This is a genomic window from Halomonas mongoliensis (assembly GCF_052496345.1).
Genome location: NZ_CP199288.1, coordinates 3276261 through 3299340 on the forward strand (window position 1 = coordinate 3276261; position 23080 = coordinate 3299340).

13 protein-coding genes are annotated in these 23080 nt (G+C 67.2%); 7 read left to right on the forward strand and 6 right to left on the reverse strand.

Translation table 11 applies throughout. The features are described 5' to 3' along the window. Positions 1–37: 37 nt before the first annotated feature. From nth to metG, 3 genes are all read right to left on the reverse strand, one after another. A complete protein-coding gene (nth, locus tag ACRYRV_RS15410; protein WP_253443109.1) occupies positions 38–673 on the reverse strand; it encodes an endonuclease III in 636 nt (211 codons plus the stop codon). Between the two features lie 157 nt (positions 674–830). Continuing rightward, the gene (locus ACRYRV_RS15415; protein ID WP_444984547.1) at positions 831–1613 is read right to left on the reverse strand and encodes an RnfABCDGE type electron transport complex subunit B; all 783 of its coding nucleotides are present in this window, start codon (positions 1611–1613) and stop codon (positions 831–833) included. 3 nt (positions 1614–1616) lie between these two features. Then, the gene (gene metG / locus ACRYRV_RS15420; protein WP_444984546.1) at positions 1617–3653 is read right to left on the reverse strand and encodes a methionine--tRNA ligase; all 2037 of its coding nucleotides are present in this window, start codon (positions 3651–3653) and stop codon (positions 1617–1619) included. Between the two features lie 220 nt (positions 3654–3873). Between metG and ACRYRV_RS15425 the strand changes: the two genes are divergently transcribed. After that, positions 3874–4143 carry a hypothetical protein gene (locus tag ACRYRV_RS15425; protein ID WP_444984545.1) on the forward strand — a complete coding sequence of 90 codons (270 nt, stop codon included), beginning with the start codon at positions 3874–3876 and terminating at the stop codon, positions 4141–4143. Between the two features lie 107 nt (positions 4144–4250). On the opposite strand, the gene ACRYRV_RS15430 is transcribed toward ACRYRV_RS15425, so the two are convergent. The 3 genes from ACRYRV_RS15430 to ACRYRV_RS15440 form a co-directional block, all read right to left on the reverse strand. Beyond that, positions 4251–7304 (reverse strand): transglycosylase domain-containing protein, encoded by a 3054-nt coding sequence (locus ACRYRV_RS15430; RefSeq protein WP_444984544.1) that lies wholly within the window; start codon positions 7302–7304, stop codon positions 4251–4253. Positions 7305–7489: 185 nt separating this feature from the next. Continuing rightward, on the reverse strand, positions 7490–8983 hold the full coding sequence (gene thiI, locus ACRYRV_RS15435) for a tRNA uracil 4-sulfurtransferase ThiI (protein ID WP_444984543.1): 1494 nt from the start codon (positions 8981–8983) through the stop codon (positions 7490–7492). A gap of 123 nt (positions 8984–9106) precedes the next feature. Next, complete coding sequence (locus tag ACRYRV_RS15440) at positions 9107–9388, reverse strand: hypothetical protein (protein WP_299316587.1); 282 nt, start codon at positions 9386–9388, stop codon at positions 9107–9109. Positions 9389–9817: 429 nt separating this feature from the next. Here ACRYRV_RS15440 and ACRYRV_RS15445 point away from each other — a divergent pair, with 429 nt between their 5' ends. The 6 genes from ACRYRV_RS15445 to ACRYRV_RS15470 all read left to right on the forward strand — a co-directional run bounded on the left by ACRYRV_RS15445 (position 9818) and on the right by ACRYRV_RS15470 (position 23077). Next, positions 9818–11815, forward strand: coding sequence for a TolC family outer membrane protein (locus tag ACRYRV_RS15445; protein ID WP_444984542.1), 1998 nt, complete (start codon positions 9818–9820; stop codon positions 11813–11815). Positions 11816–11899: 84 nt separating this feature from the next. Further along, a complete protein-coding gene (locus tag ACRYRV_RS15450) occupies positions 11900–14074 on the forward strand; it encodes a type I secretion system permease/ATPase (RefSeq protein ID WP_444984541.1) in 2175 nt (724 codons plus the stop codon). Next, positions 14074–15516: an HlyD family type I secretion periplasmic adaptor subunit gene (locus ACRYRV_RS15455; RefSeq protein WP_444984540.1), complete on the forward strand. Its 1443-nt coding sequence runs from the start codon at positions 14074–14076 to the stop codon at positions 15514–15516. The genes ACRYRV_RS15450 and ACRYRV_RS15455 overlap by 1 nt, the downstream gene beginning before the upstream one ends. Then, complete coding sequence (locus ACRYRV_RS15460; protein ID WP_444984539.1) at positions 15517–16140, forward strand: helix-turn-helix transcriptional regulator; 624 nt, start codon at positions 15517–15519, stop codon at positions 16138–16140. Positions 16141–16476: 336 nt separating this feature from the next. After that, positions 16477–22614, forward strand: coding sequence for a retention module-containing protein (locus ACRYRV_RS15465; RefSeq protein WP_444984538.1), 6138 nt, complete (start codon positions 16477–16479; stop codon positions 22612–22614). A 124-nt stretch (positions 22615–22738) separates the two neighbouring features. Further along, on the forward strand, positions 22739–23077 hold the full coding sequence (locus ACRYRV_RS15470; protein ID WP_444984537.1) for a tryptophan synthase subunit beta like protein: 339 nt from the start codon (positions 22739–22741) through the stop codon (positions 23075–23077). Positions 23078–23080: the final 3 nt, after the last annotated feature.

Below are 23080 nucleotides of genomic sequence, written 5' to 3' on the forward strand. Positions count from 1 at the left end.
TTCGGTGCATACGGCTGCGACTGAAGGGCAAGCCTCGTTACAGCTCTGTCTTCTCCTTGAATTCGCAGAGGTCCTCGATGACGCAGCTGCCGCAGCGCGGCTTGCGCGCCACGCAGGTGTAGCGGCCGTGGAGGATCAGCCAGTGGTGGGCGTCCTGTCGAAACTCCTTCGGCACGTGGCGCAGCAGCTTCTTCTCGACCTCGACCACGTCCTTGCCCTTGGCAATACCGGTGCGGTTGGAGACCCGGAAGATATGGGTGTCCACGGCGATGGTGGGCTGGCCGAAGGCGGTGTTGAGGATGACGTTGGCGGTCTTGCGGCCCACCCCGGGCAGCGCCTCCAGGGCGGCGCGGGTCTCGGGGACCTCGCCGCCGTGCTTGTCGATCAGCAGGTGGCAGGTCTTCATCAGGTTCTCGGCCTTGGTGTTGAAGAGGCCGATGGTCTTGATGTGCTCCTTGAGCCCGTCGAGGCCGAGCGCAATGATCGCCTGGGGGGTGTTGGCGACGGGGAAGAGCCGGGCCGTGGCCTTGTTGACGCCTACGTCGGTGGCCTGGGCGGAGAGCAGCACCGCGGTGAGGAGCTCGAAGGGGGTTTCCCAGTTGAGCTCGGTGGTGGGCTCGGGGTTGTGCTCGCGCAGCCGCGCGAAGATCTCGAAGCGTTTCTGGGCGTTCATGTTTTTCCGTTTATTGAGCTGCTCCCGGCGCTCCTCAGAGCCATCGCAGTTGGCAGCGGCGCCTTTCGCTATCTCCCTTGCCGCCCTGTCGGTAGCTGCGATAGCCCTTCGGCGCCCCTGTCCTGGCGGTAATTCAGCTGGCCCTGCCTCGGCTGGGCTAGGTTGTCTGACTCTCTTCCAGGGCGCTTCTGGCCTCTGCCAGCAGCCGCTCGGCTTCGGGGAGCTGAGCTTGTGCGGTGGCCTCGGCGTCGGCGTCGCCGCGGCGCCGGGCGCTCTCCAGCTGCTGCTGCACGCGCTTGACGGCCTGCTCGGCGGCCTTGAGGGCCATTTGGCGCTGTCGCTTCACCGCCGGGCCTGCGGTGGCAGGGCCCGAGCCGCCGGGGCGGCGCTGACGCATCAGGCGCTTCTGGCGCTCCAGGCGCTTCTCCTTGGCCTCTCGGGCCAGGCGCGCCTGGCGGGCGCGGTGGCGGGTGCGCCCGAGCGTTGCGCGCCGGGCCAGGTAGGCGTCGCGCTCGGCCTCGCTCTCGGCGGCCTGCCAGACGGGGTGGGGCACCAGATCGATGCAGTCCACCGGGCAGGGGGCCACACAGAGCTCGCAGCCGGTGCACTCGTCCGTGATCACCGTATGCATGCGCTTGGCCGCGCCGAGGATGGCGTCCACCGGGCAGGCCTGGATGCACTTGGTGCAGCCGATGCACTCGGCCTCGCGGATCACCGCGGCCAGCGGCAACTGGGCGGGCTCCACCAGAGGCTCCACCTGCCGGCCGGTGAGCGCCGCCAGGCGCTCGAGGGTCGCCTCGCCGCCCGGCGGGCAGCGGTTGATGGGCTCGCCCGCGGCGATCGCCTCGGCGTAGGGGAGGCAGCCATCGAAGCCGCACTTGCCGCACTGGGTCTGGGGCAGCAGGGCGTCGATGGCCGCGATCCGCTCGGGCTGGCTCACGCCTCAGGTCACCCGCTGGCCGGGCTCGGCGCCGGCATCCGGCGAGAGCAGGTAGATGCCCTCGTCGTTGGCCGAGGCCAGCACCATCCCCTCGGAGAGGCCGAAGCGCATCTTGCGCGGGGCGAGGTTGGCCACCATCACGGTGAGCCGGCCCTCCAGGGCCTCGGGGGCGTAGGCGCTGCGAATGCCCGAGAACACCGTGCGGGTCTCGCCGCCCAGGTCCAGGGTCAGCTTGAGCAGCTTGTCGGCACCCTCGACGTACTCCGCCTTGGCGATCCGTGCGATGCGCAGGTCCACCTTGATGAAGTCGTCGAAGGCGATCTCCGGGGCGATGGGCGTCTCGGCCAGGGGCCCCTTCGGGGTCTCCTTGAGCTTCTGTTCTTCCACCAGGTCCTCCTTTGACGCCGCCATCATGGCGTCGATCTTCTCCCGCTCCACGCGGGTCATCAGGGGCTTGAACTTGGCGATCTCGTGATCCAGCAGCGCCGCGTGGCGGCTTGCCCAGTCCAGCGACTCGAGTTTCAGGAAGTCGCGAGCGCCTTCGGCCATGGCTGGCACCACCGGTGCCAGGTAGACCATCAGCTGACGGAAGAGGTTGAGGCCCACCGAGCAGATGTCGAGCACCTCCTGCTCGCGGCCCTCCTGCTTGGCCAGCACCCAGGGCTCGGCGTCGGCGATATAGGTGTTGGCCTCATCCGCCAGCTCCATCACCTTGCGCATGGCGCGGCCGAACTCGCGAGCCTCGTAGAACTCGGCGATCTCGTCGCCGGCACCGATGAAGCGGGCCAGCATCTCCGGCTCGGCACAGTGGGCCGAGAGCCTGCCGCCGCCCAGCTTCTTGACGAAGCCGGCGCAGCGGCTGGCGATATTGACCACCTTGCCCACCAGGTCGCTGTTGACCCGGGCGGCGAAGTCCTCGAGGTTGAGGTCCAGGTCGTCCACCCGAGAGGTGAGCTTGGCGGCGAAGTAGTAGCGCAGGTACTCCGGGTTCAGGAAGTCCGCGTAGGTGGCGGCCTTGATGAAGGTGCCCCGGGACTTGGACATCTTGGCCCCGTTCACCGTCACGAAGCCGTGGCAGTTGACCGCGGTGGGGGTGCGGAAGTCGGCGCCGTGGAGCATGGCAGGCCAGAACAGGGCGTGGAAGTAGACGATATCCTTGCCGATGAAATGGTAGACCTCGGCCTGGCTGTCCTTGTGCCAGAAGGCGTCGAAGTCCAGCCCCTGGCGGTCGCAGAGGTTCTTGAAGCTGGCCAGGTAGCCGATGGGGGCGTCCAGCCAGACGTAGAAATACTTGCCCGGGGCGTCGGGGATCTCGAAGCCGAAGTAGGGGGCGTCCCGGGAGATGTCCCACTCGTTGAAGCCGGCCTCGAACCACTCCATCAGCTTGTTGCGGATCTGGGACTGGACGTGGCCGTCGTTGATCCACTCATGCAGGAAGTCGGCGAAGTCCGGCAGCTTGAAGAAGTAGTGGGTGGAGCTTCTCACCTCGGGGGTGGCGCCGGAGATGGCCGATACCGGATCGATCAGCTCCGCCGGGGTATAGGTGGCGCCGCAGGCCTCGCAGTTGTCGCCGTACTGGTCGTCCGCCTTGCACTTGGGGCAGGTGCCCTTGATGAAGCGGTCGGCCAGGAAGAGCCCCTTGACCGGGTCGTACATCTGCTCGATGTCGCGGGTGGCGATATGCCCCTTGTCCCGCAGGCGGGTGTAGATCAGCTCGCTGAAGTAGCGGTTCTCGTCGGAGTGGGTCGAGTGGTAGTTGTCGAAGGCCACGCCGAAGGTGGCGAAGTCCGCCTGGTGCTCCTGACTGACCCGGTCGATCAGCGCCTCGGAGGTGATGCCCTCCTGCTCGGCACGCAGCATGATGGCGGTGCCATGGGCGTCGTCGGCGCACACGTAGTGGCACTCGTGGCCGCGGCTCTTCTGGAAGCGCACCCAGATATCGGTCTGGATGTATTCGAGCAGGTGGCCGAGGTGGATGGCGCCGTTGGCGTAGGGCAGGGCGCTGGTGACCAGGATCTTGCGCGTGGCGTTCGTCGACATATCGGCTCTTGAGTCCCAGGGAAAATCAGACGCCAGATTGTAGCCGTCTTGAGCTCGCGCTGCACCCGCGCGGCGCCCGGGTTTGGCGAGCCGCACACTGTTCGGTTAAAATGGGAGGGTCAAACGGTGAGCGGCACGGATCGCCGCTTGCCCGATGGCCAACCCCAGCGTCACGCATGCCTGGAGCCTGCTTCCCTACAGACTTCATGGAGAAACTCCCATGCGTATGCGTCTTGCCCTGCCCTTGATGGCAGCAACCGCCCTGCTGGCCGGCTGTGCCGGCAATGCTATCTCGCCGACCTACACCAGCGTCGACCCCGACCTCATGCGGATCGGCGATGATCGCCCCGCTGACCCGGAGAAGCGCGTCGAGGAGATGGGCTCCTACTGCCTCGAGATCACCGAGACCTGGAACGCTCATGGCACCACCCCGGACGGCCAGAGCCTGTGGGCCAAGGACACCGCCCGCAAGGTCGTGCCCTGCAGCTGAACCAAGCACGCCCCGTACGATCGAGCGCCCGGTGCCTATCCGCACCGGGCGCTTTTCGTCGGAGCCTTCCTATCCCTTCGCCCCGCGGAGCCTGGCTGCCACTCTCGTCAGGAAGAGCCGCCGCTGGGCTTGGAGTCGGCCATCAGCATGTCGGGGTCGCGGGGTGGCTGGCACTGGGTGCGGGCGCCGGGGGCGAGGTAGGGGCGCAGGATCGGCTCCATGCCCTTGAGCACCTGGACCGGAAGGGCCGAGGTAAAGCGGAAGCGGTCGGCGTCGCTGCCGGCCACGTAGGCGGTGAGGGTGCCGAAGTGATCATCGCCCAGGTAGAACACGAAGGTGGCAGTGCGGTTGCGCGCCTCTGAGTGTACTACCTGACCGGAGCGAGTCACTGTCTGGAAGCGGTTGTTGCCGGTACCGGTCTTGCCGCCCAGGGTCAGCGGGGTGTCATCGTCCAGTCGGAAGCTTCCCTGCAGCCGGCGCGCGGTGCCGCCCTCTACCACCTGAGAAAGGGAATGGCGCAGCACCGCGGCGACCTCCGGTGCCATCACCCGGTGGGTGCCGGCGTCATCGGGCAGGAGGCGGGTCTCGTAGGGAGTGCCCTCGGCCAGGTGGACCTCGTCGATGCGCAGGGTGGGCAGGCGCACGCCATCGTTGAGAATGATGCCCATCAGCTCGGCCAGGGCCGCGGGGCGATCTCCCGAACTGCCGATCGCCGTGGCCAGGGAGGGCACCAGATGGTCGAAAGCAAACCCCAGGCGGGCCCAGCGCTGATGCAGGTCGAGGAAGGCCTCCACCTCCAGCATGGTGCGAATGCGCACGTCCCGGGCATTGCGGTGGCGGGTGCGCAGCAGCCAGCCGTAGACCTCCTGGCGCGCCTCGCGGCTGGCCGCTTCGGCGTCGGCGTAGCTGGCGTCGGGCCGGTCCTGGAGGAAGCCCACCAGCCAGAGCTCCAGCGGGTGGACCCCGGCGATATGCCCCTGGTCGGAGAGGGTCAGGGCGCTCGGGTCGCTGCGCTGGAAGAGGGCGCTGGGCTGAAAGCTGGCCCGTCCGGCCAGCCGCTCGGCCATGAAAGCGGTGAAGCCGATGGGATCTGCTTCTGGATAGAGATAGCGGTAGACCGCCGCCAGGCGGCGCGCGTCCGGGCGTAGCCCGCCGATAAAGGCCTCCAGGCTCTCCTCGGGCGGCAGTGCCCGGTACTTGCGCCAGAAGCGCTGCAGGAAGACGCGCCCCTCCCGGTCGGCGAAGCTGGCCAGGTAGTCCAGGCGGCGGGGGTCGCTGTCGTCCTCGAGGAGCTGGCGCCGGTTCTCGTCCCGGTGGATGCTGTAGTTCACCAGGTCGCGCATCAGGCGAATGAAGGGCAGGTTCAGCGACTCGCGCATCGCCTCTTCGAGGGTGGGGTGGCGGCCGTTATCCTCCCGGCGGAAGTTGCTGAAGGTGTGGCGGCCGCCGCCGGTGAAGAAGGCTTCGTGGGGGCTGGCCGAGTAGCGGCGCTGCATGGCCTGATCGAGCAGGGACGCCAGGGGCAACCCGGGCTCGGCGATCAGGCGGTCGAGCACCCAGCGGCTGAGATGATCCTGGCGGTCAACCGGGATCTGCCGCAGGGTCTCGGCGGGCAGCCCGGCGTGGCGGTCGTGCAGTTCGGCGATGATCTCCAGGTAGGTGGCCAGCACGCGCAGCTTGGCGGTGGAGCCCAGCTCCAGCTTGCTGCCCTCGTTGATATCGAAGGGCTGGCCGCCGTTGTCGGTCTGCACGCGCACCCGGAAGCCCTCTTCGCTGCGCTCGAAAAGCGTAAAGCTGTAACGCACCTCGGCGGTCTTCTCCGGGGAGAGCAGCCGCTCCCCGAACAGGCCGATCTCGGCGGCGAACTCGGGGTCGGCGAGTCGGTGGAGATAGTCCGTGGCCTCGCGCTGCAGGTCGGGATGCAGAGTGGTGCGGGCTCTCAGATCGAGCCGGTCCAGTTCGTGGAGGGAGACGCCCAGCAGGCCGGCCAGGCGGATGCGGGCCACCTGCAGCCCCTTGTCGCGGGGCACGCGGTGGGCCACCGGCGCCGCCTGGAAGTCGCGGAAAACGAGGCGCTGGGCCAGGGCCGCCTCGCTGAGCTCGACGGGAACCACCCCTTCGCTGGCGAGCAGCCGCAGGTGGCTGTCGGTAAGGCGCTCCAGCGCCTCTCGGCCGCCTCGCAGGTACCAAGAGGGGCGGCGCTGGGCGATCATCAGTGCCAGCACCTGGCGCAGCGCCAGCCCCTGGCGTGGCAGAGCGTCGGAGCCGCTGAAGCCGGGGACCAGCAGGCGGTTGGTCTCGTCGGGGTCTGCGCCGAACCACACCCAGAGGCCGTCGGTCAGGCCGTGCACCTCGCCGTGGCCGGGGGCGGCGGCCAGGGGCACGCTGTTGAGGTAGTCCAGGGCGATATCCTGGCGGGCGGTGAGGGTCTCGGGGCCGTGGCGATAGCCGCGCACGCTGGCCGAGACCATCTGGCGCAGCTTCTCCACGGGGGTGTCGGTGCGACCTCCGGGCGAGTGGCGGTATTTCTCGATCTGGGTGGCAAGGGTGCTCCCCCCGGCGGAGTGGTCCGAGACTTCCAGGGCGCGGGTGACCTGGGAGAGGGCGGCGCGGGCAAACCGTGGCCAGTCCACCGCGGGGTTGGCGTTGGGTGCGCTGGCGTCGAGCAGCTGACGGTTCTCGATAAACAGCAGCATTTCCAGCACCAGGGGCGGCACGGCATCGAAATGGGGGTAGTGATGCCCGGGGTGGCGGAAGGCGTAGAGGGTCTCGCCGGTACAGCTTTCCAGGCTGAGTCCGGCGCGGGTCTTCTCGGCGTAGGGGGGGTAGAAGCCGCGGGCGGCATACTCCATCAGGGCCGGCGAGAAGCGCGCCTGACGCTCGATGTGAAAGTCACGCTCCACCAGGCGGGACTGGAAGGCCGGGATTCGGGTGTAGCCGAGACGCTCGTCGAAGGGGCCGTGGCGGGGAAAGAGGATCCGTTCGCTGCGCCCGGGCATCACGCTCCAGCCTAGCTGGCCGGCGTAGCGCGAGAGCTCCTGGGACTGGAAGCGTGAGGTGCGGGCCTCTGCCACCAGCAGGGTGGCCAGTACGCTTGCCACCAGCGCCAGCAACAGCAGCAGCCAGAGCCCCGGGTGGCGCCGCTTCTTCGGCGGCGTCACGCCCAGGCCTGCTCCGGGTGGGCGCGGCCACCCCGGATCCAAGAGGGGTTCCTCCTCGTCAGGACGTCTGCCTGGCGAACGCAAATCCTGACTGCCCATACGCCATCTCCCTCAGGGCCCTCGTGAAGCGCGAGGCCTCTTCCATGAGCGTAGAAGGGTTCTGGAATTTGGGTAGCGAAGTGTAACTATCGTGAGGCGGCGTTTCGATAGATGCCGAAGTGGGTGAGGCCGCGATCATGCAGGTGGAGCGCCTGCATGCGGCTCATCACGCCCTGGTCGCAGTAGAGCAGGTAGCGGCGATCATCGGGCAGGGATTCGGCCTGCTGCTGAAGCTCATAGAAGGGTATCGCCAGCTGCGGCACCTCGGGCAGCGAGAGCGGGGCCTCCTCACGCTCGTGGGGGGCGCGGATATCGATCACGCTGATCTGGTCGGCGGCGGCGAGGCTCTCCCGGCTATCCAGGGTCAGCAGTTCGGCGGGGGAGGCGGGCGAGGGCGCCGGGGCGTCAGCCAGTGCATCGGTGCGGGTGAGCGTGGCGTCCTCGATGGCGGCCTCCAGCACCGAGAAATCGAAGGTCGCCTCGGCCTCGGCAATCTGGTCGCGGCGTGCCCGGGTATTGGGGCGGCGTGAGATGACGCCGCAGTACTCGGGCATCGTCTCGGCGAAGCGGGCGGTGTCGATCTCGCGGGCCTGGCGGATGATCTCCTGCTTGTCGTCGGTGAGCAGGGGGCGCAGCACCGGCAGCTCGCTGGCGTCATCGATCAGTGCGAGGTTGCTGAGGGTCTGGCTGGAGACCTGGGCGATGGCGTCGCCGGTGACCAGCGCCGGCACTCGGGCGCGGCGGGCGATGCGCGAGGCGGCGCGTACCATCATGCGCTTGAGCACCACGCCCATGACGCCATCCGGCACCTTGTGCAGGATCTCGGCGACCACCGGCTCGAAGGGCACCGAGATGAAGCTGACTCGATGGGAGAGGCTGTAGCGCTGCCAGAGGTGATGGGTGACCTCGCGCACCCCGCGCTCATGTTCCGGGCCGCCGAGGTTGAAGAAAAGGAAGTGGGTCTTGATGCCGCGGCGAATCATGCGCCAGGCGGCCACCGGCGAGTCGTAGCCGCCGGAGATCAGCGCCATGGCCTGGCCCTGCAGGCCCAGCGGATAGCCGCCGAGCCCCGGCCAGCGCCGGCGGATCAGGCGCAGCCGGTCGTCGATCACCTGGACCGGTACGTCCACCTCGGCGTGACGCAGGTCGACGCTGGCGCCGGGCGCGGCCGCCAGTAGCCGCGCCCCCAGGTGGCGCTCCATATCGGCGGAGGTGAAGAGGTGCTGGCCACGCCTCTTGGCGGAGACCCGGAAACGGCGGCCGGCGATCTCGCCCTGCCACAGCGGCGTGAGCCGGTTGGCGATATCGTCGAGATCCCGAAAGCCGACCTCCTCGACCGTCTGCACCTCGTGGATTCCCGGGATACGGGCCAGGCGCTGCTGGACCTCCGTCCGAGTCGCGTCGGACAGCCCTTCGGGAGTGGCGACCTGGAGGGAGTCCCAGTGCTCCCGTACGCGGATGCGCTGATCCAGGGGGCGCAGGGTATTGCGTACGTTGGCGGTCAGGCAGCGGGTCATGTGGCGCCGCACCGAGCGGGACTTGATGGTGATCTCGGGAAACAGCTTGAGCAGGTAGTACATCGTTGGAAATCTGTAAAGCATTTGTAGAAACAATTGCTTACAGTGTACCAGAAGTCGGGCGCGCCTTCCCGAAACGCCGACGCCCGGCCGGGGCCGGGCGTCGTGACAGGGGGCTGAGCAGGCTCAGTAGAGCGCCTGCTCCTCGTTGACCACCTCGCGCAGCAGCTCCAGGAAGAGCTTGTCCGCCTCGGAATGCTCCGCCGGATCCTCCGGGATATGCACGCTGGTGGTTTCGGAGATCTCGTTGGCAATCCGGGCCATGAGGTCATCCCGACTGCCCTCGGCGAGGTGGCGGCGGGTGATATCGAGGGACTGCTCGAGGATCTTCGGGTCCTGCAGCAGCTTCCTGATGAAGCCGCGCAGCTCATTGATGACCCGGGTCTTCTGAATTTCCGATGAGGACATGGCCTTCTCCTTGTCTACGTTGCCGTGCCGCAATGGCGTGACGATAGCACGTTTGGGGAGTTCTGGAGAGGGGGCCGCCGCATCGGTATCGAAAGCACGCGACCTTCAGCGCGCTCGGTTGTCATCCATGACTTGCATCAATTCGCTGCGATCCCTTCGGGTGCCGACTCGAGCCCTGCTGGACTTATGGTAAATCATGCTTACACTGAGTAACAAACAATGCTGGCGTAAGCCGATAGTGCTTAGCCACTCCTTAGGGGAGTAACTACCTTTCTGGTAACCCCGTGGACCAAGGGAAGCAAGCGGGAAAGGATGCGCCATTCCGGAGAGGAGGAGTCTCGCCGGCGATGTGGCCCGAAGAGCAATAACGTATCTCCTGCCGGGACAGGCCCACGGTCAGCACCCGGGATCATGCAGAAGGGAACCATCATGACACTCGCTAACCAGTACACTCGCCACCGCCGCTTCGCCGGAGCCGCTCTCGTCGGCTCCGCCCTGACGCTGCTGCCGCTGACCGCCGCCGTGGCCCAGAGCCTGCCGCCCGGCCTGGCCCAGCCCGGCTCTGCCAACCTGACGGAGGTGGTACGCCAGGCGCTGGCCACCAACCCGGAGGTGCATGCGGCCTGGAACGGCCTGCGCGCCGCCGGAAACGACGTGGGCGTGGCCCGCGGCAACTACCTGCCGAGCATCGATGCCGCGGCGGGCATCGGCCGTGAAGACCGCCAGGATGATGGTCGCGGCAGCTATGAGACCTCCTTCGCCGAGCTGACCCTGACCCAGATGATCTGGGACGGCTTCGCCACCCGCAGCGAGGTAGAGCGGCTCGACCGCGCCAAGCTGGTGCGCTACTACGAGCTGCTCGGGGCCAGCGAGAACGTCGCCCTGGAGGCCTCCCGCGCCTACCTCGACGTAAACCGCTACCGCGAGCTGGTGCGCCTGGCCCAGGACAACTACGCCGACCACCTGCGTGTCTTCAACCAGATCGAGGAGCGCGTGCAGTCCGGCGCCGGCCGCGGCGTCGACCTGGAGCAGATCAGCGGTCGCCTGGCCCTGGCCGAGTCCAACCTGATGACCGAGGCGGCCAACCTGCACGACGTCACCGCCCGCTACCAACGCATCGTCGGCCAGCTGCCCGCCGAGGACCTGGCGCCGGCGCCCCAGCTCGACGACCGCCTGCCGCCCAGCGTGGCCGAGGCAGTGAACCTGGCCTTCCAGGGCAACCCCGAGTTCCACGCCGCCATCGAGAACATCGAGGCGAGCCGAGCTGAGCAGTCTGGTACCCGGGCCGGCTTCCAGCCGCGCCTGGATTTGCGCGGGCGTACCGGCACCTACGACAGCAGCGACGGCAGCTTCGACCCCCTGGGCAGCCGCGATCGCCACAGCATCGAGCTGGTGGCCAGCATGAACCTCTACCGGGGCGGCAGCGACCTGGCCTCCTTCCGCGCCGCCAGCGACCGGGTCGAGCAGTCGATCAACCAGCGCGAGGTGGTGTGCCACAACATCCGTCAGACCACCCAGATCGCCTACAACGACACCCGCCGCCTGCGCGAGCAGATGCAGTACCTCAACCAGCATCGTCAGTCCATCGACCGGGTGCGCGGCGCCTACCAGCAGCAGTTCGATATCGGCCAGCGCACCCTGCTCGACGTGCTGGACAGCGAGAACGAGTTCTTCGAGGCCAGCCGAGCCTACGTCAATGCGCAGTATGACGTGGCACTGGCCGATGCCCGCACCCTGGCCGCCATGGGCCAGCTGATGCCCACCCTGGGGGTGGTGCGCGACGACATGCCGACCCTGGCCGAGATGGGCAGCGATGGCGTGGCGCTCGACCCCAGTGTGATCTGCCCGGCTGAAGGGCCCATGGGCTTTACCCTCCAGGACTTTACCGGCGGCATCAGTGCGCCGGCCCGTGCCCCGGATGTCACCCTCTCCGCGGATGCGCTCTTTGCCGTGAACAGCGCCGAGCTCTCCGCCCAGGCGAGGGGGGAGCTTAACCAGCTCGTCCAGCAGATCCGCGGCATGGGCAACCTGGAGCGGGTCTTCATCGCGGGCCACGCCGACAGCACCGGCAACGATGCCATCAATGACCCGCTCTCCCAGCGGCGTGCCGACAGCGTGGCAGACTATCTGGTCAGCCAGGGCGTGGAGCGCGGCCTGGTGCAGACTCGAGGCTACGGCTCCCGCCAGCCGGTGGCCACCAACAACACCGTGGAGGGTCGCCGCCAGAATCGCCGCGTGGAGGTGACCCTGGAGCGGGTGGGCGAGAACCTGGATCTCGGCTTCGCGCCGGTCGAGTCGCAGCCGCAGACGCTGGCCGCCGGCAGCGATGAGGTCTCCCGGGCCTGGGCCGAGCCCGAGGCAGTGAATCTCTATGCCGCAGTGGATGCCTACGCCTTATCGCAGCCGGGCCAGCTGGCCGGCCGCTAGGCCGATGCGGCGTTCGCGCCTTTCCCTTGCCTGTTGCCCCGTCGGCCACCTGCCGGCGGGGCTTTGCCCCTTCGTGAGGTGTATGTGAGCCAGAGAGAACCCCTGGATCCCCCGGAGGCACCGGGCGCCCGCTCGGCGGTGCTCGATGAGCTGCTGGAGTGCCTGCAGAGCGTCGCTACACTGCACGACCAGACCACCACCGCTGAGACCCTGACCGCTGGCCTGCCGCTGGAGGAGGGCAGGCTGACCCCCGGGGTCTTCCCGCGGGCGGCGGCGCGGGCGGGCATGACGGCGCGCCTGGTCAAGAGCCGCCTGGTGCAGCTCAACCCGGCGCTCTTCCCGGCGGTGCTGCTGCTGGAGCCGGGGCGTGCCTGCGTGCTGGTGGCGCTGGACATCAAGGCGCGCCGTGCCCAGGTGATCTTTCCCGAACTGGGCGATGCGGTCAGCGAGGTGAGCCTCGATGGCCTTCAGGCCAGCTACTCCGGCCAGGCGATCTATGTGCGGCCGCGCTTCCACTTCGACGCCCGAGGGCCCGAGGTGAACAAGCAGCGCAACCGCCACTGGTTCTGGGGCGTGATCTGCGAGAACCGCCGGCTCTACCGCGACGTCATCGCCGGCTCGGTGATGATCAACCTCTTTGCGGTGGCGATGCCGCTGTTCGTGCTTAACGTCTACGACCGGGTGGTGCCCAACCACGCCACCGAGACGCTCTGGGTGCTGGCGGCGGGCATCTTCATCGTGCTCTGTTTCGATTTGGCGCTGCGGCTGATGCGCAACGCCTTCGTCGACCTGGCGGCGAGCCGGGCCGACGTCAAGCTCTCCTCCTCGATCATGGCCCGGGTGCTGGGGCTGCGCATGGAGGCGAGACCCGCCTCCACCGGCTCCTTCGCGGCCACCCTGCAGTCCTATGAGTCGGTGCGGGGCTTCATCGGCTCTGCCACGGTGGTGGCCCTGGTGGATCTGCCCTTCGTGCTGATGTTCGCCGCCATCATCGCCCTGATCGGCCCGCCGCTGGTGATCCCGGTGCTGGTGGGCATCGCCTTCGTGCTGCTCTACGCCCTGGCCGCCCAGGGCAAGCTGCACGAGCTCTCCGAGACCACCTGGCGGGTGAGCGCCCAGCGCAACGCCACCCTGGTGGAGTCGGTCTCCCAGCTGGAAACCGTCAAGGCGCTACGCGCCGAGAGCCGCATCCAGAGCGTGTGGGAGAAGGCCTCGGCGTTTCTTTCCCGCACCGCGGCTCAGCTGCGCCTGGTGAGCTCTTCGGTCTCCAGCGTGGCCCTCTGGGCCCAGCACTCGGTGGCGGTCTGCGTGATCATCATCGGGGTCTACCTGATCATCGATGGCAACCTCACCCAGGGTGGGCTGATCGCCGCCTACCTGCTCTCCTCGCGGGCCATGGCGCCGGTCAGCCAGGCCGCGGCCCTGCTGGCGCAGTACCACCAGTCCTCCACCGCGCTGCAGTCCCTCAACGGCGTGATGGAGCGTCCGGTGGAGCGCCCCGAAGGCAAGGCCTTCGTCAGCCGCCCGGCGCTGCGCGGCGAGATCGCCTTCGACAAGGTGACCCTGCGCTACCCCGAGGAGGAGCGCGAGGCGCTGCGCGACGTGACGCTGAAGATCGACGCCGGCGAGAAAGTGGCCCTGCTGGGGCGCGTGGGCTGCGGCAAGACCACCCTCAACAAGCTGATCCTCGGCCTCTACCAGCCCAGCGCCGGCGCGGTGATGGTCGACGGCGTCGACCTGCGCCAGATCGATCCCATCCAGCTTCGGCGCCAGATCGGCTATGTGCCCCAGGATGTCAGCCTCTTCTACGGGACCCTGCGCGAGAACATCCTCGCCGGCGGCGGCAGCGAGGGGGTGGACGACGAGTCGCTGCTGAGGGCGATCCGGCTCAGCGGCCTGGAGGGCCTGGTCAACGCCCATCCCCAGGGCGTGGATCTGCAGGTGGGCGAGCGCGGCCAGGCGCTCTCCGGCGGCCAGCGTCAGGCGGTGGCCATTGCCCGCGCCCTGGTCAACGACCCGCAGATCCTGCTGCTCGATGAGCCGACCAGCTCCATGGACCACGCCAGCGAAGAGGCCTTCAAGGCCAGCCTCAAGCAGTTCGCCCGGGCCAAGACCATGGTGGTGATCACCCACCGCACCTCGCTGCTCTCCCTGGTGGACCGCATCGTTGTCATCGACGGCGGCAAGGTGGTCGCCGATGGGCCGCGGGACAAGGTGGTGGAGGCCCTGCGCAAGGGCCAGATCGGGAGGGCGCGCTGATGGCCGGCAAGGGCTCAGGCAAGGACACCCGCAGCGCCGAGCAGCGCGGCTTCGAGGCGATCGGACGCTTCTCCGAGGGCGGCGGCAAGGTCTTTCGACCCTTCATGGATCGCCTCTTCGCGAAGCGGGTCACCGCAGCGCACCTCAACCGCGACTGGGCCAGCGATGCCGACTGGGCGCGCATGCAGCAGGACCCCATCCGCGCCCGGGCCTTCCTCTATGTGGTGTTGCTCACCGTGGTGGCGCTGCTGGTGTGGTCCTGGTTCGCCGCCATCGATGAGGTCACCCGCGGCTCTGGTCGGGTGATTCCCTCCAGCCAGCTGCAACGGGTGCAGACCTTCGACGGCGGCGTGGTGCAGGAGATCCTGGTGCGGGAAGGGGAAAGGGTCGAGACCGGCCAGGTGCTGATGCGCATCGACCCCACCCGCTTCGTCGCCACCTTCCGTGAGAACCGCGCCCAGGCCCTCTCCCTTCAGGCTCGTGCCGAACGGCTGCGGGCGCTGATCACCGATACCCCCTTCGATCCTTCCGAACAGCTGCGCGCCGAGGCGCCAGGCATCGTGGCCCAGGAACGGGAGGTCTACGAGAGTCGCCGCGAGGAGCTGCGCGAGCAGGAGAACATCCTGCGCGACCGCATCCGCCAGCGTGAGGAGGAGCTGCGCGAGGCCCAGGCCCGGCGGGACACCGCCCAGCGCGAGGCCAACATGGCCAGCCAGGAGCTCAACCTGACGCGGCCGTTGCTGCAGTCCGGAGCGGTCTCCGAGGTGGAGATCCTGCGCCTGCAGCGTGAGGTCTCCCGTGCCACCGGCGAGCGCAATCAGGCCGCGGCCTCGGTGTCGCGCCTCGAGTCCGCCGTGGAGGAGGCGCGTAACCAGCTGCGCGAGCTCGGCATCGAGCGGCGCAGCGACTGGCGCAACGACCTGGCCCAGGTCATGGGCGACCTCTCCGCCCTGGACGAGTCCAGCGCCGGCCTGCAGGATCGGGTGCGCCTGGCCGAGGTGCGTTCCCCGGTGGATGGCGTGGTGCAGCGGCTCAATATCAACACCATCGGCGGGGTGGCCCAGCAGGGCCAGGAGGTGGTGGAGATCGTGCCCAGCGACGACCAGCTGCTGGTCGAGGCGCGCATCGCCCCCCAGGACATCGCCTTCCTGCGCCCCGGGCAGCCGGCCACCATCAAGCTCACCGCCTACGATTTCGCCATCTACGGCGGGCTGCAGGCGGAGCTCGACCACATCAGCGCCGACACCATCACCGATGACAACGACAACACCTTCTACCTGGTGCGCGTGCGCGCCCTGGATGGCGAAGAGGTCAACCAGCAGCTCGCCGTGATTCCCGGCATGACCGCCCAGGTGGACATCATGACCGGCAAGCGCACCGTGATGCAGTTCATGCTCAAGCCTGTGCTGAGGGCATGGAGCGATTCCTTGGGAGAGCGATAGATGATTACCTACTTCATCAGTCAGGGACGCGACGAGATTCCCCGCTGGCGCGAAGCCTTCCGGGATGCACGTCTCATCACCGCCGAGCAGATTACCGCCCGCCTGGTGCGGGGCGACTGCGTCTGGGTGATGGCTGATACGCAGGAGTGGCCGCCGCTGGTGGCGGAACTGCACCGCCGCGGAGCGGCGGTCGGGGTGATGACCCACTCCCCAACGGCCGCCGAGGCGTTCCAAGCCCTGGAGAGCGGTGCCCGCGGCTATGTGCACGCGCTCTCGCCGCCGGAACTCCTGCGGCAGGCCGAGCTTGTCATCCGCAACCAGGGGATCTGGGTGCCGTCGGAGCTGATGGCCCGGGTAGTCGGGGGCACCTTCCGTGTTTTGGGTGGGGTGGAGCAGGCACAGCCGGAGGAGCTGGAAGCGTTGACCGGTCGAGAGCGGGCGGTGACCTTCGCCGTGCTCGAGGGGCAGAGCAACAAGGAAGTGGCGCGTCGGCTGGGCATCACCGAGCGCACCGTCAAGGCGCACCTCGGCTCGGTGTTCCAGAAGCTTGGAGTCCGAGATCGCATGCAGCTGGTTCGCCGTCTCTCGGGGCAGTCGATGACGCTGGTTGATCCTGGCCAATAGATCAGGCTGCGCTGACCAAGAGCGACAAGCGCAGAGGGTGGCACTGGAGGGTGCCGACATGACCAGCCTGCTCGAGGGCGTCGCCTATCACGCCGAGCTCCCTCAGCAGCTACTGGATGACGAAGAGCTCGATATCGAATGATGTGATCTCTCTCCCTGGCCCGAGGCCCCGCCTTGCCCCGGCGGGGCCGTTCGTTGATTTGCGTCAAGATCCCTTCCGCCCTGTCCATCGGTCCAATACTTTTCCCTCCCCTCCACGCCTAAGTTCAAAGTATCAGTCCATCTCGCGTCGCTCCGTTCCAATAACAGCAAGCTCTTCATGCAGGGAGTCTTACCATGACTATCGCAACCGTTATCGCCATCACCGGCCAGGCCTGGGCCCGGGACGCCGACGGCAACCTTCGCGAACTACGCGTGGGAGATTCCCTGCAGGAGGGCGAAACCCTTGTTACCGCCGATAATGCCAGCGTCCAGCTGGACTTCGGTGATGGGCTCGGCCCCACCCTGATCGATGGCGGCCAGCAGGTGGCCATGACGCCCGAGCTCGACGCCGATCAGCCGGTGGCCGCTTCGGAGTTCAGCGCCCTCGATGAGGACCTAGAGGCACTGCTCGCGGCCATCGATGAGGGCGAAGGCGACCTGCTTGACGTGCTCGACGCGACCGCCGCCGGCGCCGGCCCGGGTGGCGGAGCCGACGGTGGCCACACCTTCGTGATGCTGGGGCGTATCGCCGAGGATGTGAACCCGCTTGCCTTCAATTTCGAGGGCGGCCAGCTGGCGGCGATCGATTTCCCCGAGGATGTGGCGCCGATCGAGGTCGCGGAAGAGGCTCCCATTGACGGGATCCCGGAGGCAGGCAGCTCCAGCGCCGAGCTCTTCGATGCTCAGCTCCTGCAGGAAGGCGGCTCCGTCTTCACCAGCACCCTGGCGTTCGACTTCGGCCCCGACGGCGCTGGCAGCATCGGTTTCGCCGGCATGGATGGCACCACCGGCCAGGTCGGCACCGAGACGGTCACCTACAGCTGGAATGCCGCCACCAACACCCTTAGCGCCACCGGCCCCCGCGGCGAGCTCTTCAGCCTGGTGGTGAACCCGGCCACCGGCGAATACACTCTGACCCTGCTCGACAATGTGCTGCACGCCGAGGATACCGATGAGGCGGGCATCGAGCTGACCTTCACCGTCATCGACGGCAATGGCACGCCGGCCAATGGCAACCTGGCGGTGACCTTCTTTGATGACGTGCCCAGCGCCGAAGACGTCGGCGCCGAGCTGGGCGAGGGCGTCTACGACGCCATCGCCGGCAACGTGATGACCGACGGCACGCCGGATACCCAGGGCGCCGATAGCGCCCGGGTGACCCAGGTGGTGGTCGGCGACGCCGCCCCGGTCGCGGTCCCCGAGAGCGGCAGCGTCGAGGTGGCCGGCGCGTACGGCGTGCTGACCATTGCCGCCGACGGCAGCTACAGCTACGTGCGCAACGAAGGCACCCCGGGCGGGGTGGAGGAGACCTTCACCTACACCCTGACCGATGCCGACGGGGACAGCGACACCGCGACGCTGACCATCGCCATCGCCGATGCGGATATCAGCATTATCGGCCTGACCGCCGAGGGTGCCGACCTGACCCTCGACGAGGCCAACCTGGCCAACGGCTCCGCGCCGGATGCCGACGCCCTGGTGCAGAGCGGCAGCTTCACCATCAGCGCCGCGGACGGCATTGCCCAGCTGAGCGTGGGGGGCGAGGCCATCGTCGAGGACGGCGCGGTGGTCGGCACCCTGCCGACTCTCACCACCGAGGCCGGCAACGTGCTGGCGATCACCGCCTTTACCGACAACGGTGACGGCACCTACACGGTGGATTACCGCTACACCCTCAACAGCAACAAGTTCCACGCGCAGCCGGAGGATGACACCGCGCTGTTCCAGGACTTCGCGGTCAGCGTGACGGACAACGACGGCGACACTGCCAGTGGCACGCTGACGGTGGAGATCCTCGATGACGCGCCCACCGCCGAGAACGTCGGCGCCGAGCTGGGCGAGGGCGTCTACGACGCCATCGCCGGCAACGTGATGACCGACGGCACGCCGGATACCCAGGGCGCCGATAGCGCCCGGGTGACCCAGGTGGTGGTCGGTGACAACGCCCCAGTCCTGGTCCCCGAGAGCGGCAGCGTCGAGGTGGCCGGCGCGTACGGCGTGCTGACCATTGCCGCCGACGGCAGCTACAGCTACGTGCGCAACGAAGGCACCCCGGGCGGGGTGGAGGAGACCTTCACCTACACCCTGACCGATGCCGACGGTGACAGTGATACCGCGACGCTGACCATCGCCATCGCCGATGCCGACATCAGCCTCAGCGGGCTGACCACCGAGGGCGCCGACCTGACCCTCGACGAGGCCAACCTGGCCAACGGCTCCGCGCCGGATGCCGACGCCCTGGTGCAGAGCGGCAGCTTCACCATCAGCGCCGCGGACGGCATTGCCCAGCTGAGCGTGGGGGACGAGGCCATCGTCGAGGACGGCGCGGTGGTCGGCACCCTGCCGACTCTCACCACCGAGGCCGGCAACGTGCTGGCGATCACCGCCTTTACCGACAACGGTGACGGCACCTACACGGTGGATTACCGCTACACCCTCAACAGCAACAAGTTCCACGCGCAGCCGGAGGATGACACCGCGCTGTTCCAGGACTTCGCGGTCAGCGTGACCGACAACGACGGCGACACCGCCGGCGGCACGCTGACGGTGGAGATCCTCGATGACGTGCCCAGCGCCGAAGACGTCGGCGCCGAGTTGGGTGCGGGCGTCTACGACGCCATCACCGGCAACGTGATGACCGATGGCACCCCGGATACCGAAGGCGCCGATAGCGCCCGGGTGACCCAGGTGGTGGTCGGTGACAACGCCCCGGTCGCGGTCCCCGAGAGCGGCACCGTCGAGGTGGCCGGCGCGTACGGCGTGCTGACCATTGCCGCCGACGGCAGCTACAGCTACGTGCGCAACGAAGGCACCCCGGGCGGGGTGGAGGAGACCTTCACCTACACCCTGACCGATGCCGACGGTGACAGTGATACCGCGACGCTGACCATCGCCATCGCCGATGCCGACATCAGCCTCAGCGGGCTGACCACCGAGGGCGCCGACCTGACCCTCGACGAGGCCAACCTGGCCAACGGCTCCGCGCCGGATGCCGACGCCCTGGTGCAGAGCGGTAGCTTCACCATCAGCGCCGCGGACGGCATTGCCCAGCTGAGCGTGGGGGGCGAGGCCATCGTCCAGGACGGCGCGGTGGTCGGCACCCTGCCGACTCTCACCACCGAGGCCGGCAACGTGCTGGCGATCACCGCCTTTACCGACAACGGTGACGGCACCTACACGGTGGATTACCGCTACACCCTCAACAGCAACAAGTTCCACGCGCAGCCGGAGGATGACACCGCGCTGTTCCAGGACTTCGCGGTCAGCGTGACCGACAACGACGGCGACACCGCCGGCGGCACCCTGACGGTGGAGATCCTCGATGACGTGCCCAGCGCCGAAGACGTCGGCGCCGAGTTGGGCGCGGGCGTCTACGACGCCATCACCGGCAACGTGATGACCGACGGCACGCCGGATACCCAGGGCGCCGATACCGCCCGGGTGACCCAGGTGGTGGTCGGCGACGCCGCCCCGGTCGCGGTCCCCGAGAGCGGCAGCGTCGAGGTGGCCGGCGCGTACGGCGTGCTGACCATTGCCGCCGACGGCAGCTACAGCTACGTGCGCAACGAAGGCACCCCGGGCGGGGTGGAGGAGACCTTCACCTACACCCTGACCGACGCCGACGGGGACAGCGACACCGCGACGCTCACCATCGCCATCGCCGATGCGGATATCAGCATTATCGGCCTGACCGCCGAGGGTGCCGACCTAACCCTCGACGAGGCCAACCTGGCCAACGGCTCCGCGCCGGATGCCGACGCCCTGGTGCAGAGCGGCAGCTTCACCATCAGCGCCGCGGACGGCATTGCCCAGCTGAGCGTGGGGGGCGAGGCCATCGTCGAGGACGGCGCGGTGGTCGGCACCCTGCCGACTCTCACCACCGAGGCCGGCAACGTGCTGGCGATCACCGCCTTTACCGACAACGGTGACGGCACCTACACGGTGGATTACCGCTACACCCTCAACAGCAACAAGTTCCACGCGCAGCCGGAGGATGACACCGCGCTGTTCCAGGACTTCGCGGTCAGCGTGACCGACAACGACGGCGACACCGCCGGCGGCACCCTGACGGTGGAGATCCTCGATGACGTGCCCAGCGCCGAAGACGTCGGCGCCGAGTTGGGCGCGGGCGTCTACGACGCCATCACCGGCAACGTGATGACCGATGGCACCCCGGATACCGAAGGCGCCGATAGCGCCCGGGTGACCCAGGTGGTGGTCGGTGACAACGCCCCGGTCGCGGTCCCCGAGAGCGGCACCGTCGAGGTGGCCGGCGCGTACGGCGTGCTGACCATTGCCGCCGACGGCAGCTACAGCTACGTGCGCAACGAAGGCACCCCGGGCGGGGTGGAGGAGACCTTCACCTACACCCTGACCGATGCCGACGGTGACAGTGATACCGCGACGCTGACCATCGCCATCGCCGATGCCGACATCAGCCTCAGCGGGCTGACCACCGAGGGCGCCGACCTGACCCTCGACGAGGCCAACCTGGCCAACGGCTCCGCGCCGGATGCCGACGCCCTGGTGCAGAGCGGCAGCTTCACCATCAGCGCCGCGGACGGCATTGCCCAGCTGAGCGTGGGGGACGAGGCCATCGTCCAGGACGGCGCGGTGGTCGGCACCCTGCCGACTCTCACCACCGAGGCCGGCAACGTGCTGGCGATCACCGCCTTTACCGACAACGGTGACGGCACCTACACGGTGGATTACCGCTACACCCTCAACAGCAACAAGTTCCACGCGCAGCCGGAGGATGACACCGCGCTGTTCCAAGACTTCGCGGTCAGCGTGACCGATAACGACGGCGACACCGCCAGCGGCACCCTGACGGTGGAGATCCTCGACGATGTGCCAGTCGAAGACATTCGCAGTGTAATCTTCCAGAACAGTGCTGGCTTCTCGTTCGTGGGGACAGCTGCTCAGATGGGGGCTGATCAGGACGGCGCGCAGCTTAATTGGACGCAAGCACCCACGGGCCTGTTCTATCAGGGTACGCTCCTGCAATATGAAGGTGTGGGCACCAATACCCTGATTGCCTTTGTCGGTGAAGGCGACGATCGGGTAAATGTCTTCAAGCTGACAGGCAACCCTGATGGTAGCTATGTGTATGAGCAGTTCCAGCCTATCGATCTGGTAACGACTGAAATTCGCGATTTCACGGCTGGTGACTTTGATGAGGCTGGTGGTCCCGAGCCGAACATCTATATTCTGGAAGATGGTTCAGTCACTCGGACTCAGCCAGGAGAATCTACACCCTGGGCCATTGAGATTTCTGGGGTTGGTGGGTCAGGGGGTAATGCTGATCAAATAAATTCCAATGCCAATGGATTTGGGGTTGGGAATCCCTCCGTCGATAAAGGCGAGTCTGTAACATTTAACTTTGATATTGCCGGAGAAAGTGGCTCTAAGGATCTCTTCTCGTCGGCAAGCATTGAGTTCTCGGCATCATCCGGGATCAAGATGAATTATGTTGTGACCTATTCTGATGGTTCGACGGCGACTGGCGTTTTCTATCAGGCTGATCTCGTTAACCAGATGTTCACTTTTGAAGCACCTAGTGGGCTGTTCCTCGACTCAATTGTCATCGTGAATGATGGCAGCAGCACTCTGATCACCGGCTTTGGTGTTTCTCAGATCGTTGAGCTTATCGATGAAGGCCTGCCCTTCGATCTCGGTTTCGAGGCAATAGATGGAGATGGTGATGTGCAGGGTGGAGTCATTGACTTCTTCGCCGAGCCTGGTGAGACACTGGATGCATCCGGAGAGCAGGACGGCCTGATCCTTGTGGGAAGCGAAGCCGACAACATTCTGTTAGGCGGTGATGGTGACGATATTCTCTACGGTGGTGCTGGCGATGACACCCTCAGCGGCGGAGCAGGCGATGACACCCTCATCGGTGGAGCGGGCGACGACATCCTGACCGGTGGCGGTGGCAACAACGTCTTCGTCTGGCACCTGGGTGACCAAGGCACCGATGGCAGCGTGGCGACCGACACTGTCACCGACTTTACGCTTGAAGGTGGCGGGGCAGACAAGCTGGTGCTCTCGGATCTGCTGCAGGGCATGGAGTCCAATGATGATCTCTCCAGCTACCTGCATGCAACAGAGGATGGTGATAACACTCTGCTACACATCAGCTCTACCGGCGGCTTAGCTGTCGATGGTGATGAGGTGAGTGGAGCTGATCAGGTCATAATCCTGGAGGGTGTCGACTACAGCGAGAACCTGATTCAGCAGATGCTGGAAAACGGTCAGCTCGAAATCGAGTAACCTTCCATCAACCCCAAGCAGGCGCCCGGCACTGCCGGGCGCCTGCTTGACACCATGACAACCAAGCTGCACGGCTGGACGATCTGGCCTAGCATGCACGGTATAGCCAGTAGAGAGAGCCTTCATGTACATCAAGCGCGCCGACGATGGACGCATCGAACTGGTCAGCCGGGAGGCGACGCCGGACTGCCGCGAGTTCATGCCAGCGGATTCGCCGGAGCTGCTGGCCTTCCTGAGCGAGGGGGAAGTCAAGGCGGGACAGGCGCACTTCCAGGCCTCGGACCTGGCCTTCGTGCGGGTGCTGGAGGACGTGATCGAGCTGCTGATGGACAAGGGGGTGATCAGCTTCACCGAGCTGCCGGAGGCGGCCCAGCAGAAGGTGATGGAGCGCCAGACGCTGCGCCGGCGCCTCAACGGCCTGAGTCTGGTCGGCAGTGACGATGAGGAGGGCGGGGTGATCTGAGAG